The following is a 24,369-nucleotide window of genomic DNA, read 5'->3' as shown; positions in this document are numbered from 1 at the left end:
ATTGGCACCCGCGAGCCGTGGACCGACTACTTCCGCTACCGCACGGTGTTCTACGACGACGAATCCAACAAGCCGCTGTCGCCGCTGATGATCGCCGGCCGGGTGGTGGGGCTGGCGGTGACGTTGGGCAGCGTCGGTTTCGCGATCAAGCGCAAGGACCCGCGCTATCTGCTGGGCTTGATCTTGCCGTCGCTGGGCTTGCCGGTATTGAGCGGGCGCGGCTGGCCGCAGTGGCCGGCCGGGGCGCTGCCGGAACTGAGCTTCACCGACCCGCGGAGCGGAGCGGCCTTGCCGATGGCGGAGCTGGACCCGGCGCTGCGGGCCTTCAGCCAGCGGCCGGCGGCGGCGGAAGCGGCGCTCAGGGCGGCGTGGCGCGCCGAACCGCGGCTGCCGGAGTTCGGCGCCGAGCCGTGGCAGCCGACGCCGCTGATGCTGAGGGCCTGGGAGGCGCGTAAGCAGGACATGGCGGAACTGGAAGCCTGGCGCGCTTTGACGCCGCCGCACCCCAACGACCCGGACGCGCCGCCGCTGCCGCCACGGCCGTGGACATGGTGAGGCCTTCTTCCCCCAAAAAACTTAACACATACACAAAACACTCTCTCATGACTATGAATCAACGCTGGAAATGACTCGCTACCCCGGATTTCATGGCGTTCTTTGGTTCCGCCCGCTGCAGGGTCTCTTGCCGGGCACTGATTGCCCGCCATCCGCCATAGGGTTTGAGTCCGGCCGGGCTCCTTGACTCTGTCAATTTTTAAAGAAAGGTAAAACCATCCATGTCCCGCGTGATTCGTCAGGGTGACCGCCTTAGCAGCGGCGGCACGGTATTGCAGGGCAGCGGCCTGGGCGGCCATCTCCAGCAGCCGCTGGCCCGCAAGGGCGACCCGGTGTTCTGCCCGTTGAAGGACCATGGCCATAACCGCATCGCCGAAGGCGCGGCGCACTGGTTGCTGGACGGCCGGCCGGTTGCGCTGGAAGGCCACCGTTGCGAATGCGGCTGCACGCTGCTCAGCAGCAGCGACGGCATCGAGGTACATTGAAATGCGCGTACGGCCGAGCTTGCCCTTATTGCCGCCGCCCAAGCGGCTGTCGCCATGGGCCTGGGCGGCGCTGCTGCTGTTGTTCTGCGCCGCCGGCGCCGGCCTCGCGCTATGGCGCTGGCCGGCGGACGCCCCAACCAACACGCTGGAGTTCTGGTTCTGGACCGCGGCTTTCGGCCCGCTGCTGTGGGCCTTCCTGCTCTGTCTGCGCGGCGTCGCTTATTACTCGGCGGACAATGACGCCGCCTTCTTCAAGGATGAGTTGGCGCAGCGCCAGCAATACTGGCTGGCCCATCACCGCCAGACGGCCAGCCTGGCCGCCTGGGCGCTGCTGACGCCGCAAGCCCGCGGCGCGGCGGAATGGGCGGCGCTGTGCGCGGCCGCCGCGCCGCCGCCGCTCGCGCCCTTGCGGCAACAACCGCCCGGCTGGGAAACCGCGCCAGGTCACGCCGAAATAGAGACCCGTCTAGCCAACCGGCTGGCCCAGTCTCTGCTGACCCATCCCCGCTGCCCCGCCGCGCCGCTGGCGCTGGAACTGTACTGGCAAGGGACCGACGCCGGCAGAACCCGGTTTATCGATGCCTTGCTTGCGCATTGGTCCGGCTTGAACGTGGATTCGCTAAGGCGCTGGGAGTCCATGCAAACGCTGGACACGGCCATTAAACGGCTGCACACCCCGACGGCGGACGGCTCCGCGCCGGCGGCGGTGCTATGCGCCGGCTTGGCGCTGGACCCGGCGCAACCGGCGCGGCAGGCCGGTTTCGCCTGGCTGCTGCGCCGCCCCAGTGCCGACGACACGGTGCGATTCAGTCGGCCGGAATGGAGCGACGGCGGCGAGGATGTCTGCGACGGCGCCACGCGCAACGCCGAGCAAGCCCCGGCCGTCTGCCTGGGCCTGGACAAGTTGACGCCGACCGCCGCCCCCTGGCCCGCGCCGGACAAGGCGCTGCGGCCATGGTGGAACGGCCCGCCGGAACTGGACGGCCCGGCGCTGTGCACGCTGGCCGCCATCCACGCCGCTGCCCAACGGCAACCCTGTGGCTGGCTATTGCAAGAGCAAAGCGTGCTTTATGCCGGGATGGCGCTGCCGACGGCCTCACTCTCCAACAATAAGGACAAGGCATGAGCGCACCTTCAAAACCCCATGGCCTGCTGATCATGCTGTTGGCGCTGGCGCTGCTGCTCTTGTTGCTGGGCATCCCGCTCTGGCTGTACCGCGACGCCTGGATCGGCGCCGACGCCGCCGGCAACAGCCGCCCGGCCTTGTGGCCGCTGCTGTCCTTGGCCGCCGCCGTGCTGCTGGCTTACGGCCTGTTCCGCCTGCTCAAGAAGCAAGGTCTGCTGTCCGGCCTGGAACGGGTGCTGCGCTGGGGCACCCCGCCGCCCCGGCTGCCGGACGCCGATGCGCCGACCCCGCCCACTCCCTGGGCCGGCCTGGCGCTCATCGCCCAAGACTGGCGCCAGCGCCCGGCCCGGCAGCGTCCGCACTGGCTGCTGCTCTGCGGCGCGCCCGAGGCCGTCCACCAGGCGGTGCCGGCGCTGGCCCAGCAACCCTGGCTGGAAACCGACGGCATGGTATTGATCGACGCCTCCGCCGCCCCGCCTCCAGGCGGCTGGCGGCGGCTGCGCGGACGCTGGCGGACGCCCGCCGACGCCGTCATCGCCCTGCTCCCCGACGCCGCCGACGCCGCCGCGCTGGCGGAGCGCGCCGAACAGCTGTCCATCGCCTGCGGCTGGACCCTGCCGCTGACCCTGTGTCAGCGCGCGCCCGACAACGCCGGCCCCGGCATCGCCGGCTGGCCCTTGCCCACGCTTCCCGCCAACGCCGACGGCTGGGCCGCTCAGGCCAGGGCCTGGGCCGATCAGCTTCCCTTGCGCGGCATTCCGCGTCACCCCGGCGCGGCGGCCCAGCCCTTTCTGCTGCGCTGCTCGCAGTGGCTGGAACGCGAGCGTCAGGGACTCGCCTCCGCCTGGCAGCGCTGGCGCGACGGCCTGGCCGCGCCCTCCGCCGTCAAGGCGCTGGCCTTGGCCACCTGGCCGGCCGACGTCCGGCTGTGGAGCGGCGCGATCAGCCAGGGCTCCGCCTTTGCCCCGCGCCGCCGCAGCCGTCCTTGGCAACGCCGGCTGGCCGCCGTCATCGGCGCGCTATGCCTGTTCTGGCTGGCCGGCATGCTGGTTTCCGCCTATCAAAACCATGGCTTGATCGCCGAGGCCCAGGCCGCCGTCAACGCCCAGCCCAAAACCGCCACGCTGGACAGCGCGCTGCGGCTGCAACGGTTGCTGGAGAAGCTGGAAACCCGCCAGCAGCTCGGCGCGCCGTGGTCGGCCCGCTTCGGCCTGAACCGCGACGCCGCCTTGCTGGAGCGCTTGCGGCCGCATTACGCCCGCGCCATCGGCCAGGCGCTGATCGTACCGGCGCGCGGCCGCTGGGCGCAGCAGCTGCAAGCGCTGAACCAGGCCCCCAGCGCGGAACTGGCCGCCGATCCGGCCCGGACCGAACAAGGCTATCAGGCGCTGAAAGCCTATCTGACGCTGGACCAGCCGGCGCGCGCCGAACCGGCCTTCCTCGCCGCCCAGCTGGCGGCGCGAAATGACGGTTTCTCCCCGGCGCTGCTGCGCGCCATGGCGCAGTTCTACGCCGAGCGGCTGGCCGGCCAGCCCGCCTGGCGCATCCCCGCCGACGCGGCGCTGGCCGGGGCCAGCCGCCAGACCCTGATCGGCCAGTTGGGCCGCCAACAGGCCGACGACACCCGCTATCAGCAGATCCTGGCCGAAGCCGCGGCCAAGCATCCGCCGCAGACGCTGGCCGCCTTGCTGCCCGGCCAGGACTTGCGCGGCCTGTGGCGCAGCGAGGCCAGCCTGCCCGGCGTGTTCACCCGCAAAGCCTGGGACGAGCATCTGCGCGCCGCCTTCGCCAACGCGCACCGCCGCCAAGGCAGTGCCGGTGACTGGGTGCTGGGCGCCGGCGAGGCCGGTCAGGGCAGCGCCGGCAAGGCGCTGGAAGCCGCGCTGCGCCAGCGCTATTTCGCCGACTACGCCCGCGCCTGGCAACAATTCCTCAACGCGGTGTCCTGGCAGACGGAGGCCAAACTGGCCGCCAACGCCCAGCAATTGCAGGTCTACGCCGATCCGCAACGCTCGCCGCTGCGCGCCTTGATGGCGCTGGTGCGCGACAACGCCCGAGCCGGCGAGCGCGTGGACAGCCTGGGCGCCAATCTGGTGGACAAGGCCCAGGCGCTGCTGGGCAAGGCCGACGCCAGCGCGCCGCAGCTGGAGGGGGCAACGGGCAAACAGGAGGCCGCGCCGCTGGCGCAAAGCTTCGGCCCGCTGCTGCGGCTGCTGGAGGAACGCCAGGACGGCTCCGCGCTCAGCCTGCAACGCTATCTGGAGCGGGTGGCGGCCACCCGGCTCAAGTTGCAGCAAGTGGCCGCCGCGCCGGACCCGGACGCCGCCGCCCGCGCGCTGGCGCAGGCGGTGTTCCAGGGCAAGGGCGGCGAACTGGCCGAGAGCCGCGATTACGCCGCCCAATTGGCCGCCAGCCTGGGCGAAGACTGGCAGGGCCTGGGCCGGCACCTGTTCCTGCAACCCTTGGACCAATCCTGGCACACCCTGCTGCAACCGGCGGCGGCCAGCCTCAACCAGCTGTGGGACCAGAGCATTGTCCGGCCGTGGCAAGCCAGCTTCGCCGGCCGCTACCCCTTCCACCGCAGCGACGCCGACGCCTCCTTGCCGGAGCTGGGCCGTTTCCTGCACCCCGGCGACGGCCTGGTGCAGCAGTTCGTGCGCCAGCAATTGGGCGGGGTGCTGGAACAACAAGGCGATCAATGGTCGCCGGACCCGGCGGCGGCGCAGGCGCTGCGCTTCGACCTGAACTTCCTCAACGAATTGAACCGCCTGTCGCGGCTGTCCAGCCTGCTCTACGCCCAGGGCGACGCCGGCATCCGCTTCGAACTGAAGCCCACCGCCACCATCGGCCTGGAGGAAATCCGGCTGCAACTGGATCAGCACAGCCTGCACTACTTCAATCAGATGACAAGCTGGAAGGCGCTGAGCTGGCCCGGCGATCCGCTGAAGGCCGGCGCCAGCCTGCAATGGCAGACCGAGAAGACCGGCCTGCGCCAGACCCAGGACCATCCCGGCCGCTGGGGCGTGCTGCGCCTGCTGGAGCAGGCCCAGCGCGAACAGATTGACCGCGCCAGCTGGCAGTTGAGCTGGGCCTTGCCGGACGGGCATCAGGCACGCTACCAGCTGCGCAGCGAGGCCGGAGCCGGCCCGCTGGCCTTGTTGCAGCTGATCCAGTTCCAGCTGCCGGCGCGGATTTTTATCGTGGAGCCTAACTCGCCGCCCGCCGCGGCCAAGCCGGCCCGGCGGCCCCAACCTTGAGGAGACGCGAATCATGACGCCCAAGTCCTTGCCGACACACAAACCTCTCGTCGAATGGAACGCGCGCGAACTGGAAGTGCTGCGCCAGGAGTACCCCTTGATAGGCGCCGCCTGTCAAAGCTTGCTGCCTGATCGCAGCCCCGCCGCCATCCACGCTCAAGCCAAGGCTCTGGGCCTGAGGCCGCCGCACCGCTGGAGCGAGGAGGAACTGAGCATTCTCCGGCGCGAATATCCGCTGCGAGGCGAAGCCTGCCGCGCCATGCTGCCGGGCCGCGGCGCGCTCGCCATCAATGTCCAGGCTTACCGGATGGGTTTGCGGCCGGCCACGCTGTCCGCGCGCAGAACGCCGTCCGGCAAGACGCCGCGAGGGTGCCCGTGAGCTGGGTGCGCGCGCTGCTGGGCCTGAACACCGCGCCGGAAGAAGAAGCCCGCCAGCGGCTGCCGCGTTGGGCCGCTTGGCTGAAGCCGATTTCCGACGCCGCGCCCTGCGGCGAGGACCTGTCCCACGACGACGAGTTTCAGGCCTTGAAAGAGGAAGTGACCCGCCTCTCCGGCATGAACGCGCCGCTGGCCTTGGCGCATGCGGAAACCTTGCTGAAAACCCGCGGCAAGGATTTGCGCGTGGCGGCTTACTACGCCTGCGCCCGGCTGCGCCAGGACGGCGTGGCCGGCCTGGCGGACGGGCTGGAGCTGAGCGCCGCCTTGCTGGAGCGCTACCCGGACACGGTCTGGCCGCGCCAGCCGGCGCGGCGGCGCAATGCGCTGGAGTGGTTGGCCAGCGAACGCTTCACCGATCAGCTGGCGGTGCTGGCAGACGACGACGGCGAAGCGTGGCGGCGGGCCGCGGCCGCCTTGCTGCTGCTGCAGCGGCTCGCGGCCGACAGCCCGGCGCCGCCGCTGCGGCTGGATGCCCTGGGCCGCAGCCTTCAACCGCGCCTGCCAAGCCCCCCCGCCGGCAATGCGGCCATGGACGCGCCCGCCCCCGCGACGGCCGACGCGCCGCCGCCGGGCGCCGACGATGTCGGCTCCTGGCGCGAACTGCTGGAGCAGGCGCGCCGGATGGCGGTGTTTCTGCGCCAACAGCCGGAAGGCCAGGCCGCCGCCCTGCGCCTGCTGCGCGCCGTGCGCTGGGAGGCGCTGAGCAGCCCGCCGCCCGGCGACGCCGACGGCCGCAGCCGGCTGCCGCCGCCGCGCGCCGAGCTGCGCCAGCAACTGAAGCGCCTGCTCTTGCAACAACAATGGCGGGATTTGAGCGAGCGGGCGGAAAGCGCCTTCGCGGAAGGGGCCAATCACTGGTGGCTGGACCTGCAGCGTTACGCCTGGCTGGCCTACCAGCACGGCGGCGAAATGACCGCGCCGCTGGCGGAGCTGATCCGCGACGATATTCAACGGCTGTGCCAGCGGCTGCCCGGCGTGGAGAAACTGAGCTTCAGCGACGGCAGTCCGTTCGCGGAAGACGCCACGCTGGAATGGCTGGCGCAATGGCGGCGGCCGGATTCCGCCGCTCTCGCCGCGCCGGCGGCGGACGACCGCGCGGACTGGCCGGAAACCGAAACCCAGGCCCACGCCATCGCCGCGCAGCAGGGCTTGCCCGCCGCCTTCGCCTGGGTGCAGGCCCTGCCCGCCGCCGCGGGCGGCCGCGAACGCTGCCTGCGGCAATTGTTGCTGGCCCGGCTGGCGGAACGCCACGGCCGCGCCGAAATGGCCGTCCATTTGCTGGAGGCGCTGCTGCGCCAGGCGGACGGCCACCAGTTGGACGTCTGGGAACCGGAGCTGGCCTTCGAACTGCTGGCGCAGTTGGCGCGGCTGCTGCGCCAACGCATGCAGCGCAAGGACGCGGACCGCGCCGGTCTGGGCCAGCAACTGGAACGGCTCAACGCGCGCCTGGCCGCGCTGGACCCGGCCCGGGCGCTGTCCGGGGCCTTGCCGTGAAGCCGTCCGCGCCGCGAGCGGCGCTTTTCCCACCCGCCGATGAAAGCCGTCTATGGATGACCTGACCCTGCGCTATTACGAAGCGGAAATGCGCTATCTGCGCGAAGCCGGCAAGGAGTTCGCCCGCGCCCACCCAGACCGCGCCGCCCTGCTGAATATCGACCGGGTGGGCAAGCGCGATCCGTATGTGGAGCGTCTGTTCGAAGGCTTCGCCTTTCTCACCGGCCGCATCCGCCAGAAATTGGACGACGACTTCCCGGAGCTGACCGAAGGCCTGGTCAATATGCTGTGGCCGCATTATCTGCGCATGGTGCCGTCGCTGACCGTGTTGGAGCTGCGCGCCGACGCCCATGCGCTGCAACAGGCCAAACCGGTGGAAGCCGGATTGAGCGTGCGCACCGCGCCGCTGGGCGCGAGCGGGGTGCGCTGCGCCTACCGCACCACCCAGCCGGCGACGATTCAACCCTTGCTGCTGAGCCAGGCCGGCGCGCGCCTGGACGGCGAAGGACGCTCGGTGCTGGAGCTGCGCTTTGAGCTGGGCGCGGCGGCCAAGCGCGAGGCGCTGGACCTGTCCCGCCTGCGCTTGTTCCTCGCCGCCGATCCGCCCATCGCCTTCGCGCTGCGTCACGCGCTGACCCGGCAGTTGGGCCGCGCGCGCTTGCGGCCTTTGGGCCAGGCCCCGCATCCGCCCCGGGAAGCGCCGGCCTTGCGCTTCGAGCCGGCGGGCTTCGACGACGCGGACCGGCTCTGGCCCAAGGCCGACAACGCCTTTGGCGGCTATCAGCTGCTGCTGGAGTACTTTTGCTTCCGCGAAAAGTTCCAGTTTCTCGATCTGGCCGGGCTGGACGCCGCTCTGCTGCCCGGAGACGCGACCGGCTTTGCGCTGGAGTTGACCCTGACGCAGCGCTATCCGGCGGACATGCCGTTCACTGCCGACAATCTGCGCTTGCACTGCGTGCCGGCGATCAATCTGTTCCCGCTGGAAGCCGAGCCGCTGCATGTCGACCACTTGAGCCATGAATACCGGGTGGTGCCGCTGGCGAGCCAGGGGCCGGAGATCGAGGCCTGGTCGGTGGACGAGGTCGTCTCCATGGACACCGAAAACGGCGGCCGCCACGCCTACTTGCCGTTCTCCAGCTTCCAGCACCGGGGCGGCATGCTGCGCGACGAGGCGCCGGAACGCTTCTACCATGCCCGAACCCGGCTTGGCGCGGCCGGCAGACCGGAAACCTGGCTGGTGCTGGGCGGCCATCTATGGGATTCGCCGTCGGCGGCGATGCGTGCAGAGATCCTGTCGCTGCGCGTCACCGGCACCAACGGCATGCTGCCGCGCAAAGCGCTGCGCGAGGCGCAAATCCTGGAGCGCTCGCCGTCCACGCCGCTGACCCGGATCGCCAATCTGACCCCGCCCACCCTTCCCTGCTACCCGCCGGCGGAAGACCGTTATCAATGGCGGGTGCTCTCGCACCTGGCGCCCAACTTTCTGTCGCTGCTGGACGTGGAAGTGCTGCGCGGCACGCTGGCGCTGTACGACTGGACCGAGGACGAATTGAACCGCCAACGGCTGAACGGACTGCTGGAGGTCAGGCATCAACTGGTCAGCCGGGTGAAGCAAGGCTGCATGGAGCGCGGGGTCCGCATCGAGCTGGCGGTGGACCGGACCTGCTTCGCCGGACCGGGCGACCTCCATCTGTTCGGGGATCTGATGCACCGTTTCTTCGCCGCCTACGCCGACATGAATCTGTTCACCCGCTTCGAACTGCGCATCCTGCCGGAAAACGAACGGGTTTCTTGGCCGGACAGCAAGACGGAGGCGCCTCCGCTATGACAGAAGCCGAATTTTACGCCTGGCTGCAATCCGCTCCCTCGTACAACTTTTTTCAATTCTGCCGCGTGCTGGAGCGCTTGCCCGGCGACCGGCGCCTGGGCGCGGCCGACAGCCCGGCCGACGAGCCGGTGCGGCTGCTGCCCTCGCCGTCTCTGGGCTTTCCCGCCGGCGAGATCGTCCGCGCCGAACCGGCCGACCCCGACACCGGCCGCCCTCCGGTGCTGCGCACCGCCTTCATGGGGCTTTACGGAGTCGACGCCGTGCTGCCCTATTACTTTCTGGACGACATCGCCGCCCGCCGCGAGGGGCACGAAGCGCTGGCGGCGATGCTGGATCTGTTCAGCCATCGCCTCACCGCCCTGCTCTATCGCGCCTGGGGCAAATACCGTTACCCGCTGGCCTTCCGGCCCGGCGCGCGCGATCCGCTGTCCAAGGCCCTGCTGGGCCTGATCGGCATGGGCGTGGGCGAGGCGGCGGAGCGCCGGCAGCTGCCCGCCGGGCGCATGCTGGGCTTGCTCGCCTTGCTGGGCCAACGCACCCGGCCGGCTTCCGGCCTGGCCAGCGTGATCCGCCACGCCTTGCCCGCGGCCGACATCCGGGTACGGGAATTCCTGCCCCGCTGGGCGGCGCTGGACGAGCCGCCCCCTCTTTCCGCCCGGCCGCCGCTGCGCGCCGGCGAATTCGTCCTGGGCCGCCGGCTGCGCGCCGCCAATCACGCGATCGCCGTGACCGTCCGCCCGGCTCAGGCCGACTGCGTGCCCGCCCTGTTGCCCGGCGGCCCCTTGCACCGGGATGTGCTGGCGCTGACCCGCGTTTACCTGGGATGGCGGCTGGAGGCGGAAATCTGGCTGGAGCTGCCCGCCAACTGGTTGCCGGCCAGCCGCCTGGACACCCGCGCCCGGCCCAGGCTGGGCTTGGGCGCCGCCCTGGCCGGTGAGGCGGGCCGGCGCTGGCGCCGCTTGCGCATCGGTCATTATCAACCGCTGTCGGACGTCTGCGACCGGCAGCCAGGAGAACCCGGATGAAACATCGCCTCCCCGCCCTGAGCGCCGGACTGGTCTGGCTGGGGCTGACGCTGCCGCTGAGCGGCTGCGGCCTGTGGCAAAGCACCAAGAACGTCACCGTCAGCGCCGCTCAAAAGATCTTCCTCACCCGCGTCGAGCGTCTGAACCTGGATTTGATCGCGAGCGAGGAGCTGAACACCGAAGCCGGGCAGCGGCCGCTGTCGGTGGTGGTGAGGGTGTATCAGCTGAAGGACAAGGCCGCCTTTCTGGCCGCGCCCTACCCGACGCTGCTGGAGCAGGATCAGTCCGTGCTCGCCGACGACTTGTTGGCCAGCCACCAAGTACTGCTGCGGCCGGGCGCGGCGGTCAGCCTGCGCGAGCCTTACCGCCAGGACGCGGCCTACGTCGGCGTGATCGCGCTGTTCCGGCAAGCCGGCCCGGAACGGCAATGGCGGCTGCTGCTGGACAAGAAGGAGCTGGACAACGACAAGCCGCTGCAACTGGAGTTGCGCGGCTATGCGCTGGAACGCCGTCGGGCGGAGGGCTGAGCATGGGGGCTTCACTATATGAAATGCTGACCGGGCAGTTTGCCGACGGCCAAGCGCTGGATCGCCTTGCGCCGGAGCAGCAGTTCTCCCGCAGCGTGGTGGACAGCATTCGGCGCATCCTGAACGCGCGCGCCGGTTCGCTCAAGCATTTGCCCGATTACGGCCTGCCGGACCTGGGCCACGTTTATCGCCATTTGCCCGCCAGCGCCCATCAGCTGATGCGCAGCATCGAACAGACCCTGCTGCGCTACGAACCCAGGCTGGACGCGGTCGAGGTCGATTTCCGCGGCGACCACGAGCAAATGGTGTTGCGCTACCGGCTGCGTTGCCGCTTGAAACCGCACGGCGAATTGTTGCTGGATGCGAGCTTCACGCCCGAGGGCGGCGTCAGGCTCAGCACCTACCGGCACTGAGAACCCGTTCAAAGCCCGCTGCGCCTCAGCGACACGGCGAGCGCCGCACGGGAACGCTCGTCACCCTGCGGCCGCGAGCCGCAGCGGCCTGGCCCGCGAGACCCGGACCCGCGCCCGAACAGGCCCCAAGAAAAAAGCCGGGGCTGGCCGCCCCGGCTTGATGCCGGCCCGTGCGCGAATTCCGCTCAGACCAGACCGCTGTCCTTCAATTTGCGCTCGAACGTCTCCATGCAGCGCGCGGCCACGCCCAGCATTTCATCGATTTCAGCCTTGCTGATCACCAGCGGCGGCGCGGACACGATGTGGTCGCCGCAGGCGCGCATGATCAGGTTGTTGCTGAAGAAGATGTCGCGGCACATCAGGCCGACGTCGCCGAACTCCGGGAACAGCTCGCGCTTGCTCTTGTCCTTGACCAGGGTGAACGCCTGGATCAGGCCGACGCCGCGCACATCGTCCACGTGCTCGAACTGGCTGAAGGTCTCGCGCCAGCGCTTCTGCATATAGGGACCGGTTTCGTTCTTGACACGGTCGATGATGCCTTCGTCGCGCAGGAGCTCGATATTGACGCGCGCCACCGCGCTGGCCACCGGGTGGCCGGAGTAGGTAAAGCCGTGGTTGAAGTCGCCGCCGGCGATCAGGCCCTGGGCCACGCGTTCGCCCACGAAGACCGCGCCGATGGGCAGATAGCCGGAGGACAGGCCTTTGGCGGTGGTGAAGATGTCCGGACGGAAGCCGAAGTGCTCGAAGCCGAACCACTCGCCGGTGCGGCCAAAGCCGCAGATCACCTCGTCGGCCACCAGCAGCACATCGTATTTGCGGCAGATGCGTTCCACTTCCGGCCAGTAAGTGGCCGGCGGGATGATCACGCCGCCGGCGCCCTGGATGGGTTCGCCCACGAAGGCGGCCACTTTTTCCGGACCGATTTCCAGGATTTTCTCTTCCACCCAGCGCGCGGCCACCACGCCGAACTCGTCCGGGCTCAGATCCTTGCCGTATTTGTACCACCACGGCTGCTCAACGTGGGCCATGCCCGGAATCGGCAGGTCGCCCTGCTCGTGCATATACTTCATGCCGCCCAAGCTGGAGCCGCCGATGGTGGAGCCGTGATAGCCGTTCCAGCGGCCGATCAGGGTTTTCTTCTCCTTCTTGCCCTGCACGTCCCAGTAATGGCGCACCATGCGTATCATGGTGTCCACCGCCTCGGAGCCGGAGTTGGTGTAGAACACATGTTCGTAGCCGGCCGGCGTCACTTGCGCCAGCAGGTGGGACAGTTCCACCACCGCCGGGTGGGTGGTCTTGAAGAAGGTGTTGTAGAAGGGCAGTTCGTCCATCTGGCTCTTGGCCACGTCGGACAGTTCCTTGCGGCCGTAGCCGATATTGACGCACCACAGGCCGGCCATGCCGTCGATGATCTTATTGCCCTCGGAATCCCACAGGTAAATCCCCTCGCTGCGAGTCATCACCCGCGCGCCCTGCTGGTTCAACGATTGGGTATCGGTAAACGGATGCAGATGATGCGCTGCGTCCAGTTGGCGCCATTGTTCGGTCGTGCGTTGTTGATTCTGCATAGGACTTCCTTCCAGTATTCTCCAACGGGGCGGAGATGTTCTCTGCCGCCCCTCCTTCGCCATTGGCGTATTTTCAGTGCTTATCCTGGCTGTCCGGGCTGATTCTAACGGACAAATCAGCCCAATGTCATAGCTAAATCACACGTGCAGTAGCAGGAACTTGCGCTCCCACGGGCTGATCACGCGGAAGTATTCGGAGAACTCCTTCTCCTTCATGCCCACGTACATGCTGACGAAGCGCTCGCCCAGCACCTCGGCCATTTCCTTGCAGGACGCCAGCTGCTGCAAGGACTCCTCCGAGGAGTTGGGAAACTGGTAAGGCAGCTCGTAGGCGTCGGTCTGGCGCGGCTCGCTGGGCTGCAGCTTGTTGATGATGCCCAGGTAGCCGCAGGCCAGCGTCGCGGCCATGGCGATATAGGGATTGACGTCCACGCCCGGCACCCGGTTTTCGATGCGGCGCGCCGCCGGCGAGGAATGCGGCACGCGCAGGCCCACGGTGCGGTTGTCGTAACCCCATTCGACGTTGGTCGGCGCCGCGGTGTAGCGCGACAAACGGCGGAATGAGTTCACGTAGGGCGCGAACAGCGGCATGGACTTGGGCACGTATTTCTGCAGGCCGGCGATGTAGTGGAAGAACAGGTCGGACGGGCTGCCATCCTCATTGGTGAACACATTGCGGCCGGTGTTCTTGTCCACCAGGCTCTGGTGCATGTGCATGGCGGAGCCCGGCTCGTTCTCCATCGGCTTGGCCATGAAGGTGGCGTACATATTGTGGCGGAACGCCGCCTCGCGCACGGTGCGCTTGAACAGGAACACCTGGTCGGCCAGTTCCAGCGGGTTGCCGTGCAGGAAGTTGATTTCCATCTGCGCGGTGCCCACCTCGTGAATCAGGGTGTCCACTTCCAGATTCTGCGCATGGCAGTAGTCGTAGATGTCTTCGAACAGCGGGTCGAACTCGTTGACCGCGTCGATGGAGTAGGAGCGGCGGCCGAACTCGGCGCGGCCGGTGCGCCCCACCGGCGCGGCCAGCGGGATGTCCGGGTCCGGATTGGGGGACAGCAGGTAGAATTCCATTTCCGGAGCCAGCACCGGCTCCAGACCCATCTCGTCGAACAGGCCGATCACGCGCTTGAGCACATTGCGCGGCGCCACGTCCACCGGGCTGCCGTCGGCGCGCAGACAGTCGTAGATCAATTGAGCGGTGGGATCCACGGCCCAGGGCACGAAGCGCAGGGTGTTCGGGTCCGGCGCCAGCACCATGTCCGGGTCGGTCAGGTCCAGCATGCTGTCGTCGGGGTAGTCCCCGGTCACAGTCTGGATCAGCACGACTTCGGGCAGGCGCATTTCCGGGTCGGACACGAACTTGTCCTTGGGCACGATCTTGCCGCGCGCCACGCCGGTCATGTCGGGGACGATACACTCGACTTCAGTGATCCGGTGCTCTCGCAGCCATTCATTGATCTGATGGGTCATGATGTTCTCTTCCTCTGTGTGTGTTATTCCGAGTGGTGACACAAGGTCTCGGTTAATTGCGGCCCGCGTTGCCGCTGTTCGCGGCGTTGGCGGCAGGCGTCGCCAAATGCTTTGAAGATGGCCATGGACAGCGGGTTGTCCCAGTACTTCCATTCCGGGTGCCATTGCGCGGCGAAGGCGAAGCCCTTGGCGTCGCGCACGCGGTAGGCCTCCACCAGGCCGTCGTCGGCGACGGCCTCGCAGATCAGGCGATCGGACAGCCGCTTGATGCCCTGCTGGTGCAGGGAGTTGACCATGGCGGACTCCTGGCCGGTCCATTGCCGCAGCAGACCGTCCTCGGCGAAGCGCACCGGGTGGGACAGGGCGTACATCGCGTCCAGGTCCGGCGTGTCCGGCTCGCGGTGGTCGCGCTTGCCTTCTTCTTCCTGCACGTGCTGGTACAGTTCGCCGCCCATCGCCACATTGATTTCCTGGAAGCCGCGGCAGATGCCCAGCAGGGGAATGCCCTGCTCCAGCACTTGCTGAATCAACGGCAGCGTGGTGGCGTCGCGCATGGGGTCGTGCATGGTGCCGGGCCGGCTGGGCGCGCCGCCGTAGCGGTGCGGTTCGACATTGGACAGGGAGCCCGGCAGCAACACGCCGTCCACCAGTTCCAGCACGTCTCTCAGCGCGGTCTTGTCGCCCAGCGCCGGCAGCAGCACCGGCACGCCGCCGGCGCCGCCGGCTGCGGCGGCGATGTATTTCTCGCCCACGGAGTGGAAGGGCAGCGGGCCTACCATCTTGATGTCACAGGGTATGCCGATGATAGCTTGCAACATTTCGAATCCTTGATACGGGTCAGGAAGCCGCCTTGATGGCTTCGATCGGGTCGATGAACGGGTGGCCCAGCGCCTGGGCCACCGCCTGGTAAGTGAGCCGGCCGCGGCAGACGTTGAGGCCGTTGCGCAGATGGGCGTTGTCCAGCAAAGCCTGGCGCCAGCCCTTGTTGGCCAGCTCCAGCGTGTACGGCAAGGTGGCGTTGGTCAGCGCCTGGGTGGAGGTGCGCGCCACGCCGCCGGGCATATTGGCCACGCAGTAATGGACGATGCCGTCCACCACGTAAATGGGATCTTGGTGCGTGGTGGCCCGGCTGGTCTCGAAGCAGCCGCCCTGGTCTATCGCCACATCCACCAGCACCGCGCCGGGCTTCATGATTTTCAGCATCGGCCGCGTCACCAGCTTGGGCGCCGCCGCGCCCGGAATCAGCACCGCGCCGATCACCAGGTCCGCCTCGCGCAGGCTGTCTTCGATATTGGCGGAGTTGGACACCAGCGTCTTGATGCGGCCGCCGAACACCATGTCGATTTCCTTCAGGCGCGGCAGCGATTTGTCCAGAATGGTGACCTCGGCGCCGGCGCCCATGGCCATGCGCGCGGCGTTCAGCCCCACCACGCCGCCGCCTATCACCACCACCCGCGCCGGGGCCACGCCCGGCACGCCGCCCAGCAAGACGCCGCGGCCGCCCTGGGCCTTTTCCAGCGCGTGCGCGCCGGCCTGTATCGCCATGCGGCCGGCCACTTCCGACATCGGCGCCAGCAACGGCAGGCCGCCGCGCTCGTCGGTGACGGTTTCGTAAGCGATGGCGATGGCATCCGATTCCAGCAATAATTTGGTCTGCTCCGGGTCCGGCGCCAAATGCAGATAGGTGAACAGGAGCTGATCCCGGCGCAGCATCCGACATTCCACCGGCTGCGGCTCTTTCACCTTGACGATCATGTCGCTGCGTTCGAAGGTTTCTTCGGCGCTGGAGGCAATGGAGGCGCCGGCCTGGATATACTGTTCATCGGTGAAACCGATGGCGAGGCCGGCCTGGGTCTGGACCAAAACCTTGTGACCGTTGGCGACTAACTCCCGGACTCCAGACGGGGTTAGGCCAACACGATACTCGTGGTTCTTGATCTCCTTGGGAACACCGATCAGCATGTCGCTCTCCTCACTTAGATTTGTTGCGGAAGTGCCGCGCAAGCGTTTAAGAAAATTCACAATACGCTTGCCCCTTGTTTCTGATTCTGACTATAAACCCCCACCGATGCAAAGATATTCGATTTTGCGTCGCAGCAAGTAGTGCAGAGTCCGTACAAAATAATTATCATAAAGCGTCTAAAATTATTAACATACTGACGGAGCAGGAATCCATGGACGTTGGCGCGAGATTACGCATGGTCAGGGATCGTTTCGGGCTGTCGCAGCGGGAACTGGCCAAACGAGCCGGAGTCACCAACGGCACCATTTCGCTGATCGAACAAAATCGGGTCAGCCCATCGGTCAGCTCGCTGAAAAAGGTGCTGGAAGGGCTGCCGATGACGCTGGCGGATTTTTTCACCTTTGATTCCGACCCGGAACAGGCGCGCGTGTTCTACCAGGCCCACGAATTACCCAATCTGGGCAATGAGCAAATCCGGCTGCTGCTGGTGGGCACCGCCCACGACAAGCGCGACATCGCCATCCTGCGCGAAGTCTACGAAACCGGCGCCGACACCGGGCCGGACATGTTGACGCACGACGGCCAGGAAGGCGGCGTCATCATCAAAGGAAGTATAGAAGTGACGGTGAACAACGAGAGCCGCATCCTGGGGCCGGGCGACGCGTATTACTTCGACAGCCGGCTGCCCCATCGCTTTCGCAACGTCGGCGCCGAAACCTGCGAGGTGGTCAGCGCCAGTTCGCCGCCCACATTCTAAGAACCTGTTCAATGTCTACTGCGCTTCGGCGATACGGCGTTCAAAACAAGCTCAAAATGCTCATGTACCACGTGTACATTCCGCTTTTTCGCTCGTTTTCGCCTTGTCTCGCCCTTGCTCGCGAGACTTTGAACAGGCTCTAAGAACCATTAAGAACAAGAAGCGCCGGCAAGACCGCATCCGGCGACCAGCAGGCCATAAGGCCAGGCCGGGGAGCTTTGCCCGCCCCGCCGGCTCCAAGCCCACGACAGACGACAAAGCAGTTAAACCCGCGTCAAGCGATACCGGTGCCGCCAACGGACGGCGCAGGATCATCAAAGGAGAGAGTAAATGGCTAGAACGCATGCCGAATGGAAGCAATTCGCCGCTCAACTGAAGATCGAAGGGCGCGCCTTCATCGCCGGCGAGTACTGCGCGGCGCAAGACGGCAAAAGCTTTGCCTGCAACAACCCCGCCAACGGCGAGAAGCTGGCCGACGTGGCCTGGTGCGGCGAGGCCGACGTGGAGCGCGCGGTGCGCGCCGCGCGCCAAGCCTTCGACTCCGGCGCCTGGTCCGGCCTGCCGCCGCGCGAGCGCGGCCGCATCCTCAAGCGCTTCGCCGCGCTGATCTACGAGCACGGCGATGAATTGGCCCTGCTGGAAACCCTGGACGTGGGCAAGCCCATCAGCGACACCCTCAGCGTGGACCTGCCCGGCAGCGCCTATTGCGTGGAATGGTTCGCCGAAGCCATAGACAAGATAGGCGGCGAAGTGGCGCCGGTGGACCCCAAGGTGGTGGGCCTGGTCACCCGCGAAGCCATCGGCGTGGTGGCCGCCATCGTGCCGTGGAACTACCCCATCATGATGGCCAGCTGGAAGTTTGGCCCGGCGCTGGCGGCCGGCAACCCGGTGATCATCAAGCCCTCGGAAAAATCCCCGCTCACCGCCATCCGCCTGGCGGCGCTGGCCAAGCAGGCCGGCATCCCCGACGGCGTGTTCCAGGTGCTGCCCGGCGCCGGCGACGTGGGCAAATTGCTGGCGCTGCACATGGACGTGGACTGCGTCGCCTTCACCGGCTCCACCGGCGTGGGCAAGCTGATCGCCGGCTACGCCGCGCAATCCAACCTCAAGCGCGTCTGGCTGGAGCTGGGCGGCAAATCGCCCAACATCATCCTGCCGGACTGCCCGGACGTCGCCCAGGCGGCGCGCGCCGCCGCCGGCGGCATCTTCTACAATATGGGCGAAGTCTGCACCGCCGGCTCCCGCGTGCTGGTCCACCGCGACATCAAGGCGCGCTTCCTGCAGGAGCTGGAGGCGGCGGCGGCCCGCTACTATCCGCAAGACCCCTTGGACCCGGCCACCAATATGGGCGCCATCGTGGACCGCATCCAGTACGACAAGGTGCTGTCCTATATCGGCAAGGGGGACAGCGAGGGCGCCAAGAAGCTGTTCGGCGGCAAACCGGCCCACACCGACACCGGCCTGTTCATCGAACCGACGGCGTTTGACTGCCCCAGCGCCGATCTGACCATCTGCCGCGAGGAGATCTTCGGCCCGGTGCTGTCCGTCATCACCTTCGACGACGTGGAAGACGCCATCCGCATCGCCAACGACACCGAATACGGCCTGGCGGCCGCGGTGTGGACCTCCAACGTCAGCACCGCGCACCAGGTGTCGCGCCGCCTGCGCGCCGGCACGGTGTGGGTGAATTGCTATGATGAAGGCGGGGACATGAACTTCCCCTTCGGCGGCTTCAAGCAATCCGGCAACGGCCGCGACAAGTCGCTGCACGCGCTGGAAAAATACACTGAGCTGAAGAGCACGCTGATCAAGCTGTAAACCGCGTTTACAGCGCCGCCGACAGGCTGCCCTTCCGGCAGCCTGTCTTGTTTTCGTCCACCCTCGGCAAAGGAAGCGCCATGAGCAAGCACCTGACCGCCCTCCTCTGCCTTTGCGCCGCCGCGGCACAGGCCGGCGCCGCCGCGCCCGCCTGTCCGGCGGAGGGACTGAAGGTTGGATACTACCCGACGACCACCGCCTATGAAGGCGGCAAGGGTTACGACGTGGACCTGGTCCACGAACTGGCGCGCCGGCTGGGCTGCAAGATCCGCGAAGAACGCGAATACCCGCGCCTGCGCGTGCTGCTGCTGGTGCAACACGGCAAGCTCAATCTGGCCACCTCCACCATCCCGCTGCAAAAGCGGCTGCGCTACGCCTGGGTGCTGCCCTATACCCGCGACCGCAACATGACCCTGCTCAGCCCGGCGGTGCAAGGCAAAACGCCTGAGCAATGGCTGAACGACCCCAAGCTGAAATGGGGCGCCGTCATCGGCTACCGCAACAGCCCCTTGCAGGACTATTTCCTGCAGCAGATGGCCAAGCGCGACAAGCTGATCTGCGCCGCCAACGAAGAAGACCTGCTGGACATGCTACGCAGCGGCTCCATTTCCGCCGCCTTCTCCCAGCCCCAGGTCTACGACCACTGGCTCAACGGCCAGCCGCGCGCCCGGCTGCAAGTCAAGGTCATGGACCCCTTCCGCGACAGCAGCCTGGAGAACGGCCTGGTGCTGTCCCACCGCAGCTTCAGCGAACCCCAGATGCGCCGCTGGCGGACGGAACTGGACGCGATGCGCGCGGACGGCAGCCTGCAGCGCATTCTGCGCAAATACCTGAGCGAAGACAGCGTGCGCGGCATGCTGGAATAACAATCACTCGCATGCGGCAAGACCCGACGAATCCGGCTATAGCTAAACGGAACGCGTACGGGAGAACGGCATGAAAGCACACTGGGCGGCGCTGCTGGGCGGCGCGCTGGCATCGGCGGCGGCGCTGGGCGATTCGCCCTGCCCGGCCGACGGCCTGAAAGTGGGTTACTACCTGATTGGCAGCGCCTATGAAAACGGCCACGGCTACGATGTGGACCTGGTGCACGAGCTGGCGCGCCGGCTGGGCTGCAATATCGTCCAGGAAGACGTTTATCCCCGCATCCGCGTGCTGAAAATGCTGGAGCACGGCCAATTGAATCTGGGCACCTCCACCATCCCCACCGCTGACCGCCGCAAATACGCCTGGATCTATCCCTACTTCTACAGCAAGAACATGATCTTGCTGTCCAAGCAGATCGGCGCGCGCACCCTGGAGCAGTTGCTGGCCGAACCGGCGGTCAAATGGGGCGTGATCCGCGGCTACCGCCACAGCCCGGAGCAAGACGCCTTCATCGAACAACTGGCCAAACGCGGCAAGGTGGTGATGGCCAATGACGAACGCGATCTCTACGCCATGTTGTCCCAACGCATCGTCACCGCCGCCTTCGCCCACCCTTTCAGCTACGACAGCTGGCTCAACTCCCCGGCCCTGTCCGGCCAGGTGACGGTGCTGGACCTGTTCCCCAACTCGGAACGCATCGCCGGAGGCCTGATGCTGGCGCACAGCGCCTTCAGCCCGCAGCAGGCGGAACAATGGCAGGCCCAGCTGCAGCAAATGCTCAAGGACGGCGCCCTGCGCAAGATCTTCGGCAAATACCTGAGCGCGGACAGCGTGGCCCAGTTGCAGCTGCAACCCTGATCCTTGTCCCAGCTTGCGCCGCCGCCGTCCGCTGCGGGACACTGAGCGGGTTTCGACCCAACGGACCCCGCGATGAAACTCTCCCGCCTCAGCCTGCTGCTGGCCATGCTGGCCAGCCCCCTGCTGCACGCCGCCCCGGCGCCGCAGACCCAGACGCTGGTCATGCTGCGCCACGGCGAAAAACCCGAGGGCGGCTACGGCCAGCTCAATTGCAAGGGCTTCAACCGCTCTTTGGAACTGGCCAAGCTGCTGCCCAAAAAATACGGGCGGGCCGACCAGATCTTCGCGCCCTCCACCGCCAGCCAGACCCGGGACCCCGCCGGCACCTTCAACTACATCCGCCCGCTGGCCACCATCGAGCCCACCGCCATCTCCCTGGGCCTGCCGGTGAACAGCAACTTCGACATGGAAGCCATCGACGCGCTGCAACAGCAACTGGTCAACCCGCTGCAGCACGGCAAAACCGTCTACATCGCCTGGGAGCACAAGCTGCTGCGCGAACTCGCCGTCAGCCTGATGCAGGATTACGGCGACAAGGGCTCGGCGGACAAGGTGCCCAAATGGGACAAGAACGACTTCGACAGCCTCTACGTCGTCACCCTCGACTACAGCCACACGCCGCCCAAGGCCAGTTTCCGCCACGAGCAGCAGGGGCTGGACAAGCTGTCGGACAGCTGCAAGCTGCCCTGAGAACCTGTTTACGATCTGCTGCGCGTCGGCGGGCTAACCCGACAAAGGCATTGAGCAGATTCTCCGCTCGCGCCAGACGCAAAACAGCCGGCCCATCAAGGGCCGGCTGTCTTCGTTTGCGGCAGGAGAATTACAGCGCCAGTTTGGCGATGGCGTCCTTGGCCGCGTGGATGGCGGTGGCGCGCTTGTCTTCGCCCATATTCACCGCTTCGGCGCGGACAAAAGCCACGTCGTTCACGCCCAGGAAGCCCATCACCGTCTTCAGGTAGTCTTCCTGGAAGTCCATCAGTTGGCCCTGCTCGGTGCTGTAAACGCCGCCGCGCGAGGACACCACGATCACCTTCTTGCCGCCGGCCAGGCCCACCGGGCCGTTCTCGGTGTATTTGAACGTGCGGCCGGAGGCGGCCACGCGGTCCACCCAGGCTTTCAATTGCGACGGGATGGAGAAGTTGTACATCGGCGCGCCGATCACCACCACGTCCGCGGCCAGGAATTCTTCGATCAGCTCATTGCTCAGCGCGGCTTCGCTGCGCTGGGTGGCGGTCCAGTCCGCCTCGGCGGTGAAATTGGCGCCGATGATTTCGCCGGACAGGTGGGCGATGGGCTGGCCGGCCAGATCGCGGTAAGCGGTTTCCACATTGGCGTGACGCTGACGCAGGGTGTCGGCGACAACGGCGGTCAGTTGGCGGGAAACCGAGTTGGCGGCGAGGATGCTGGAGTCGAGGTGCAACAGTTTCATGGTCGGGTCCTTGGTGTCTGGGTAGAGAAAGTGATTGCATGATAGTTTTCCGAACCAATTCACACTAGACTGCAAAAATCGGAAACATTGTTCCATCAGCGAGACAATCATGCAGGACCTGAACGATCTGCTCTACTTCGCCAAAGTGGTTGAGCACGGCGGCTTCATGGCCGCCGGCCGCGTGCTGGGCATCCCCAAATCCCGGCTGTCCCGCCGCGTGGCGGAGCTGGAGCAGCGGCTGGGCGTGCGCCTGCTGCAAAGAACCACCCGCCGCCTGTCGCTGACCGAGATCGGCCAGCAGTACTACCAACACTGTCAGGCGATGCTGGAGGAAGCCGAAGCCGCCGACGAGGCCATCGCCCGCAGCAGCGCCGAGCCGCGCGGCCTGATCAAGGTCAGCTGTCCGGAACTGCTGTCCAAGACCCTGCTGGCCCCGGCCCTGCCCCGCTTCATGGCCCGTCACCCGCTGCTGCGGGTGCAGCTGGATTCCAGCAACCGGCGCGTGGACCTGATAGAAGAAGGAGTGGACGTGGCCATCCGCGTGCGCAATGTGATCGAGGACAGCGCCAATCTGGTGGTGCGCCGGCTGGCCACCGCCCAGACCTCCCTGGTGGCCAGCCCGGCCTTGCTGGCCGAGCGCCCGGCCCCCAGGCATCCGGCCGACATGGCCGGCTGGCCGGCCTTGACCATGAGCCGGCCCGACGGCCGCGGCCAATGGGCCTTGCTGGATCAGGCCGGCCACGCCTACACCGTGCAGATAGACAGCCCCCGGCTAATGACCGACGACCTGATCGTTCTGCGCGACGCCGCCATCGCCGGCCTGGGCGTGGCCGCGCTGCCGGAATTGGTCTGCCACGAGGCGCTGCAGGCCGGCCAGCTGGTGCGGCTGCTGCCGGACTACGACATTCCCTGGGGCATTCTACACGCCGCCTTCCCCACCCGTCGCGGCCTGCTGCCGGCGGTGCGCGCCTTCATCGATTTCCTCGCCACCGAGCTGATTCCGCCGGACCACCCGGTCTATCAAGTCGCGCCTTAAAGGACGAGACAAGGCGAAAACAAGCGAAAAGCGGAAGGTAGGCGCGGCACATGAGCATTTTGAGGATGTTTTCAACGCCGTATCGCCGAAGCGCAGCAGACATTGCCAGACTCTTACAGGTCGTAGGATAAGGGCACTGGCACGCCGTCCAGCGGCTGCGGCCGGGGTCCGCCGGCTTGCGGCCGGATGTCGAAATCGAAGATGTCCGTCGGCAGCCACAGCGTGGCGCAGGCGTTGGGCACGTCCACCACCCCGCTGATATGCCCCTGCACCGGCGCGCAGCCGAGAATGCTGTAGGCCTGGGCGCGCGAATAGCCGAACTTGCCCAGATAGTCGATGGCGTTCAGGCAGGCCTGGCGATAAGCCACTTGCACATCCAGATAGTGTTGGCCGCCATGCTCGTCCACCGACACGCCCTCGAAAATCAGGTAATCGCCGTGACGCGGCGCCAGCGGGCTGGGCTGGAACACCGGATTGCGGATGCCGTAGGCCGCCACCCCGCCCTTGATCAGATCCACCTTCAGATGCGCCCAACCCGCCATCTCGATGGCGCCGCAAAAGGTGATCTCCCCGTCGCCCTGGCTGAAGTGCAGATCGCCCACCGACAGGCCGGCGCCGTCGACATAGACCGGCAGAAACACGCGGGCGCAGCGCGACAAGTCCTTGATGTCGCAATTGCCGCCATGCTCGCGCGGCGGCACCGTGCGCGCCGCCTCCTCCGCCGCGCGCCGCGCCGTCTCGCCGCCCAAGCGGCCCATATGCGCGCTGGGCGCGAAAGGCAGATGCGCCACCGCGCGCGGATTGTCGCGCAGCAATTCGGCCTCGCGCCGGTTCCACTCCTCCAGCAACGGCCGGCTGGGCAGGCAGCCTATCAGGCCGGGATGGATCAGCCCGGCGAAACGGACGCCGGGAATATGGCGGCTGCGGGCGTAAAGCCCCTGGAAATCCCATATCGTCTTTTGCGCGTGCGGAAAATGCTCACTGAGAAAACCGCCGCCGTTGCTGCGCGAGAAAATGCCGTTGAAGCCCCATTGCCGCTCCGGCAAGGCGCCGATGTCCAGCAAATCCACCACCAGCAAGTCGCCGGGCTGCGCGCCGGCCACGCCCACCGGGCCGGACAGGAAATGCACGGCGCTCAGATCCAGGTCGCGGATGTCCTCGGCGCAATCGTCGTTGCGCACCTGGCCGCCGGTCCAGTCGTAGCACTCCAGCACGAAATCGTCGCCGGGCAGCACCCAGCAGGCCATGGGGATGTCAGGATGCCAGCGGTTGTGGATCTGCGGATTGTCGTAAGGGGATTGATCGAGATCGATCTTGATCAGGGTAGTCGTCATGACGCTTGCTCCGGCACGGTCGGGACCACGCGGGCCCCGCTTGCGAAAGTCCGCAACCGGCCGCCGCCGGCTGTGGCCCATCCCCGCGCCGGCGACGCTGACGCCGCGGCGATCCGCG

22 protein-coding genes are annotated in these 24,369 nt (G+C 67.1%); 16 read left to right on the top strand and 6 right to left on the bottom strand.

The features are described from left to right. The 10 genes from NK214_RS19160 to tssE form a co-directional block, all read left to right on the top strand. On the top strand, window positions 1–555 hold a 555-nt coding region (locus NK214_RS19160), incomplete at its 5' end, for a hypothetical protein (protein WP_253315242.1). Between the two features lie 221 nt (window positions 556–776). Then, window positions 777–1,040 carry a PAAR domain-containing protein gene (locus NK214_RS19155; protein ID WP_253315241.1) on the top strand — a complete coding sequence of 88 codons (264 nt, stop codon included), beginning with the start codon at window positions 777–779 and terminating at the stop codon, window positions 1,038–1,040. Between the two features lies 1 nt (window position 1,041). Next, window positions 1,042–2,166 carry a hypothetical protein gene (locus NK214_RS19150; RefSeq protein WP_253315240.1) on the top strand — a complete coding sequence of 375 codons (1,125 nt, stop codon included), beginning with the start codon at window positions 1,042–1,044 and terminating at the stop codon, window positions 2,164–2,166. Continuing rightward, entirely contained in the window at window positions 2,163–5,423 is a 3,261-nt protein-coding gene (locus NK214_RS19145; RefSeq protein ID WP_253315239.1) for an ImcF-related family protein, read from the top strand. The genes NK214_RS19150 and NK214_RS19145 overlap by 4 nt, the downstream gene beginning before the upstream one ends. A 13-nt stretch (window positions 5,424–5,436) precedes the next feature. Continuing rightward, the gene (locus NK214_RS19140) at window positions 5,437–5,802 is read left to right on the top strand and encodes a hypothetical protein (RefSeq protein WP_253315238.1); all 366 of its coding nucleotides are present in this window, start codon (window positions 5,437–5,439) and stop codon (window positions 5,800–5,802) included. Next, on the top strand, window positions 5,799–7,355 hold the full coding sequence (tssA, locus tag NK214_RS19135) for a type VI secretion system protein TssA (protein WP_253315237.1): 1,557 nt from the start codon (window positions 5,799–5,801) through the stop codon (window positions 7,353–7,355). The genes NK214_RS19140 and tssA overlap by 4 nt, the downstream gene beginning before the upstream one ends. Window positions 7,356–7,407: 52 nt before the next feature. Continuing rightward, the gene (gene tssF / locus NK214_RS19130; protein ID WP_235089111.1) at window positions 7,408–9,183 is read left to right on the top strand and encodes a type VI secretion system baseplate subunit TssF; all 1,776 of its coding nucleotides are present in this window, start codon (window positions 7,408–7,410) and stop codon (window positions 9,181–9,183) included. Continuing rightward, on the top strand, window positions 9,180–10,208 hold the full coding sequence (gene tssG, locus NK214_RS19125; RefSeq protein WP_253315236.1) for a type VI secretion system baseplate subunit TssG: 1,029 nt from the start codon (window positions 9,180–9,182) through the stop codon (window positions 10,206–10,208). Before tssF ends, tssG begins: the two co-directional genes overlap by 4 nt. After that, complete coding sequence (gene tssJ / locus NK214_RS19120; RefSeq protein WP_107799472.1) at window positions 10,205–10,735, top strand: type VI secretion system lipoprotein TssJ; 531 nt, start codon at window positions 10,205–10,207, stop codon at window positions 10,733–10,735. Before tssG ends, tssJ begins: the two co-directional genes overlap by 4 nt. A 2-nt stretch (window positions 10,736–10,737) precedes the next feature. Next, entirely contained in the window at window positions 10,738–11,148 is a 411-nt protein-coding gene (gene tssE, locus NK214_RS19115; RefSeq protein ID WP_107799473.1) for a type VI secretion system baseplate subunit TssE, read from the top strand. A gap of 185 nt (window positions 11,149–11,333) precedes the next feature. On the opposite strand, the gene NK214_RS19110 is transcribed toward tssE, so the two are convergent. The 4 genes from NK214_RS19110 to ald form a co-directional block, all read right to left on the bottom strand. After that, on the bottom strand, window positions 11,334–12,716 hold the full coding sequence (locus tag NK214_RS19110; RefSeq protein ID WP_235089119.1) for an aspartate aminotransferase family protein: 1,383 nt from the start codon (window positions 12,714–12,716) through the stop codon (window positions 11,334–11,336). Between the two features lie 138 nt (window positions 12,717–12,854). Continuing rightward, a complete protein-coding gene (locus NK214_RS19105; RefSeq protein ID WP_107799475.1) occupies window positions 12,855–14,189 on the bottom strand; it encodes a glutamine synthetase family protein in 1,335 nt (444 codons plus the stop codon). A 23-nt stretch (window positions 14,190–14,212) separates the two neighbouring features. Continuing rightward, window positions 14,213–15,007, bottom strand: a complete 795-nt coding sequence (locus NK214_RS19100) for a gamma-glutamyl-gamma-aminobutyrate hydrolase family protein (protein WP_107799476.1) — start codon at window positions 15,005–15,007, stop codon at window positions 14,213–14,215. Between the two features lie 19 nt (window positions 15,008–15,026). Continuing rightward, on the bottom strand, window positions 15,027–16,151 hold the full coding sequence (ald, locus tag NK214_RS19095) for an alanine dehydrogenase (RefSeq protein ID WP_107799477.1): 1,125 nt from the start codon (window positions 16,149–16,151) through the stop codon (window positions 15,027–15,029). A gap of 212 nt (window positions 16,152–16,363) precedes the next feature. Between ald and NK214_RS19090 the strand changes: the two genes are divergently transcribed. From NK214_RS19090 to NK214_RS19070, 5 genes are all read left to right on the top strand, one after another. After that, window positions 16,364–16,909, top strand: a complete 546-nt coding sequence (locus NK214_RS19090) for a cupin domain-containing protein (protein WP_048412316.1) — start codon at window positions 16,364–16,366, stop codon at window positions 16,907–16,909. A gap of 330 nt (window positions 16,910–17,239) precedes the next feature. Next, on the top strand, window positions 17,240–18,727 hold the full coding sequence (locus NK214_RS19085) for an aldehyde dehydrogenase (protein WP_253315235.1): 1,488 nt from the start codon (window positions 17,240–17,242) through the stop codon (window positions 18,725–18,727). A gap of 80 nt (window positions 18,728–18,807) precedes the next feature. Next, entirely contained in the window at window positions 18,808–19,593 is a 786-nt protein-coding gene (locus NK214_RS19080) for an ABC transporter substrate-binding protein (RefSeq protein ID WP_227103747.1), read from the top strand. Between the two features lie 70 nt (window positions 19,594–19,663). Further along, the gene (locus NK214_RS19075; RefSeq protein ID WP_107799480.1) at window positions 19,664–20,452 is read left to right on the top strand and encodes an ABC transporter substrate-binding protein; all 789 of its coding nucleotides are present in this window, start codon (window positions 19,664–19,666) and stop codon (window positions 20,450–20,452) included. Window positions 20,453–20,524: 72 nt separating this feature from the next. Next, complete coding sequence (locus NK214_RS19070; RefSeq protein WP_233246681.1) at window positions 20,525–21,142, top strand: hypothetical protein; 618 nt, start codon at window positions 20,525–20,527, stop codon at window positions 21,140–21,142. A 130-nt stretch (window positions 21,143–21,272) separates the two neighbouring features. Here NK214_RS19070 and NK214_RS19065 read toward each other — a convergent pair whose 3' ends face one another. After that, window positions 21,273–21,881, bottom strand: coding sequence for an FMN-dependent NADH-azoreductase (locus NK214_RS19065; protein WP_227103750.1), 609 nt, complete (start codon window positions 21,879–21,881; stop codon window positions 21,273–21,275). Between the two features lie 109 nt (window positions 21,882–21,990). On the opposite strand from NK214_RS19065, the gene NK214_RS19060 reads away from it, so the two are divergent. Beyond that, window positions 21,991–22,917: a LysR substrate-binding domain-containing protein gene (locus tag NK214_RS19060; protein ID WP_107799482.1), complete on the top strand. Its 927-nt coding sequence runs from the start codon at window positions 21,991–21,993 to the stop codon at window positions 22,915–22,917. Between the two features lie 113 nt (window positions 22,918–23,030). On the opposite strand, the gene fmdA is transcribed toward NK214_RS19060, so the two are convergent. Further along, window positions 23,031–24,251 carry a formamidase gene (fmdA, locus tag NK214_RS19055; RefSeq protein ID WP_253315234.1) on the bottom strand — a complete coding sequence of 407 codons (1,221 nt, stop codon included), beginning with the start codon at window positions 24,249–24,251 and terminating at the stop codon, window positions 23,031–23,033. Window positions 24,252–24,369: the final 118 nt, after the last annotated feature.

The sequence above is a fragment of the Chromobacterium sp. S0633 genome, assembly GCF_024158805.1.
Classification (GTDB): Bacteria; Pseudomonadota; Gammaproteobacteria; order Burkholderiales; family Chromobacteriaceae; genus Chromobacterium.
This window is presented reverse-complemented; position numbering and strand designations above follow the sequence as displayed.

Bases quoted from the DNA above. Each gene is read 5' to 3' on its own strand.
- NK214_RS19100 (WP_107799476.1), bottom strand. From the start codon at position 15,007: ATGTTGCAAGCTATCATCGGCATACCCTGTGACATCAAGATGGTAGGC.
- NK214_RS19145 (WP_253315239.1), top strand. From the start codon at position 2,163: ATGAGCGCACCTTCAAAACCCCATGGCCTGCTGATCATGCTGTTGGCG.
- NK214_RS19140 (WP_253315238.1), top strand. From the start codon at position 5,437: ATGACGCCCAAGTCCTTGCCGACACACAAACCTCTCGTCGAATGGAAC.
- fmdA (WP_253315234.1), bottom strand. From the start codon at position 24,251: ATGACGACTACCCTGATCAAGATCGATCTCGATCAATCCCCTTACGAC.
- NK214_RS19065 (WP_227103750.1), bottom strand. From the start codon at position 21,881: ATGAAACTGTTGCACCTCGACTCCAGCATCCTCGCCGCCAACTCGGTT.
- NK214_RS19090 (WP_048412316.1), top strand. From the start codon at position 16,364: ATGGACGTTGGCGCGAGATTACGCATGGTCAGGGATCGTTTCGGGCTG.
- NK214_RS19085 (WP_253315235.1), top strand. From the start codon at position 17,240: ATGGCTAGAACGCATGCCGAATGGAAGCAATTCGCCGCTCAACTGAAG.
- NK214_RS19075 (WP_107799480.1), top strand. From the start codon at position 19,664: ATGAAAGCACACTGGGCGGCGCTGCTGGGCGGCGCGCTGGCATCGGCG.
- NK214_RS19150 (WP_253315240.1), top strand. From the start codon at position 1,042: ATGCGCGTACGGCCGAGCTTGCCCTTATTGCCGCCGCCCAAGCGGCTG.
- NK214_RS19155 (WP_253315241.1), top strand. From the start codon at position 777: ATGTCCCGCGTGATTCGTCAGGGTGACCGCCTTAGCAGCGGCGGCACG.
- tssJ (WP_107799472.1), top strand. From the start codon at position 10,205: ATGAAACATCGCCTCCCCGCCCTGAGCGCCGGACTGGTCTGGCTGGGG.
- tssF (WP_235089111.1), top strand. From the start codon at position 7,408: ATGGATGACCTGACCCTGCGCTATTACGAAGCGGAAATGCGCTATCTG.
- tssG (WP_253315236.1), top strand. From the start codon at position 9,180: ATGACAGAAGCCGAATTTTACGCCTGGCTGCAATCCGCTCCCTCGTAC.
- ald (WP_107799477.1), bottom strand. From the start codon at position 16,151: ATGCTGATCGGTGTTCCCAAGGAGATCAAGAACCACGAGTATCGTGTT.
- NK214_RS19070 (WP_233246681.1), top strand. From the start codon at position 20,525: ATGAAACTCTCCCGCCTCAGCCTGCTGCTGGCCATGCTGGCCAGCCCC.
- NK214_RS19110 (WP_235089119.1), bottom strand. From the start codon at position 12,716: ATGCAGAATCAACAACGCACGACCGAACAATGGCGCCAACTGGACGCA.
- NK214_RS19105 (WP_107799475.1), bottom strand. From the start codon at position 14,189: ATGACCCATCAGATCAATGAATGGCTGCGAGAGCACCGGATCACTGAA.
- NK214_RS19080 (WP_227103747.1), top strand. From the start codon at position 18,808: ATGAGCAAGCACCTGACCGCCCTCCTCTGCCTTTGCGCCGCCGCGGCA.
- tssE (WP_107799473.1), top strand. From the start codon at position 10,738: ATGGGGGCTTCACTATATGAAATGCTGACCGGGCAGTTTGCCGACGGC.
- NK214_RS19060 (WP_107799482.1), top strand. From the start codon at position 21,991: ATGCAGGACCTGAACGATCTGCTCTACTTCGCCAAAGTGGTTGAGCAC.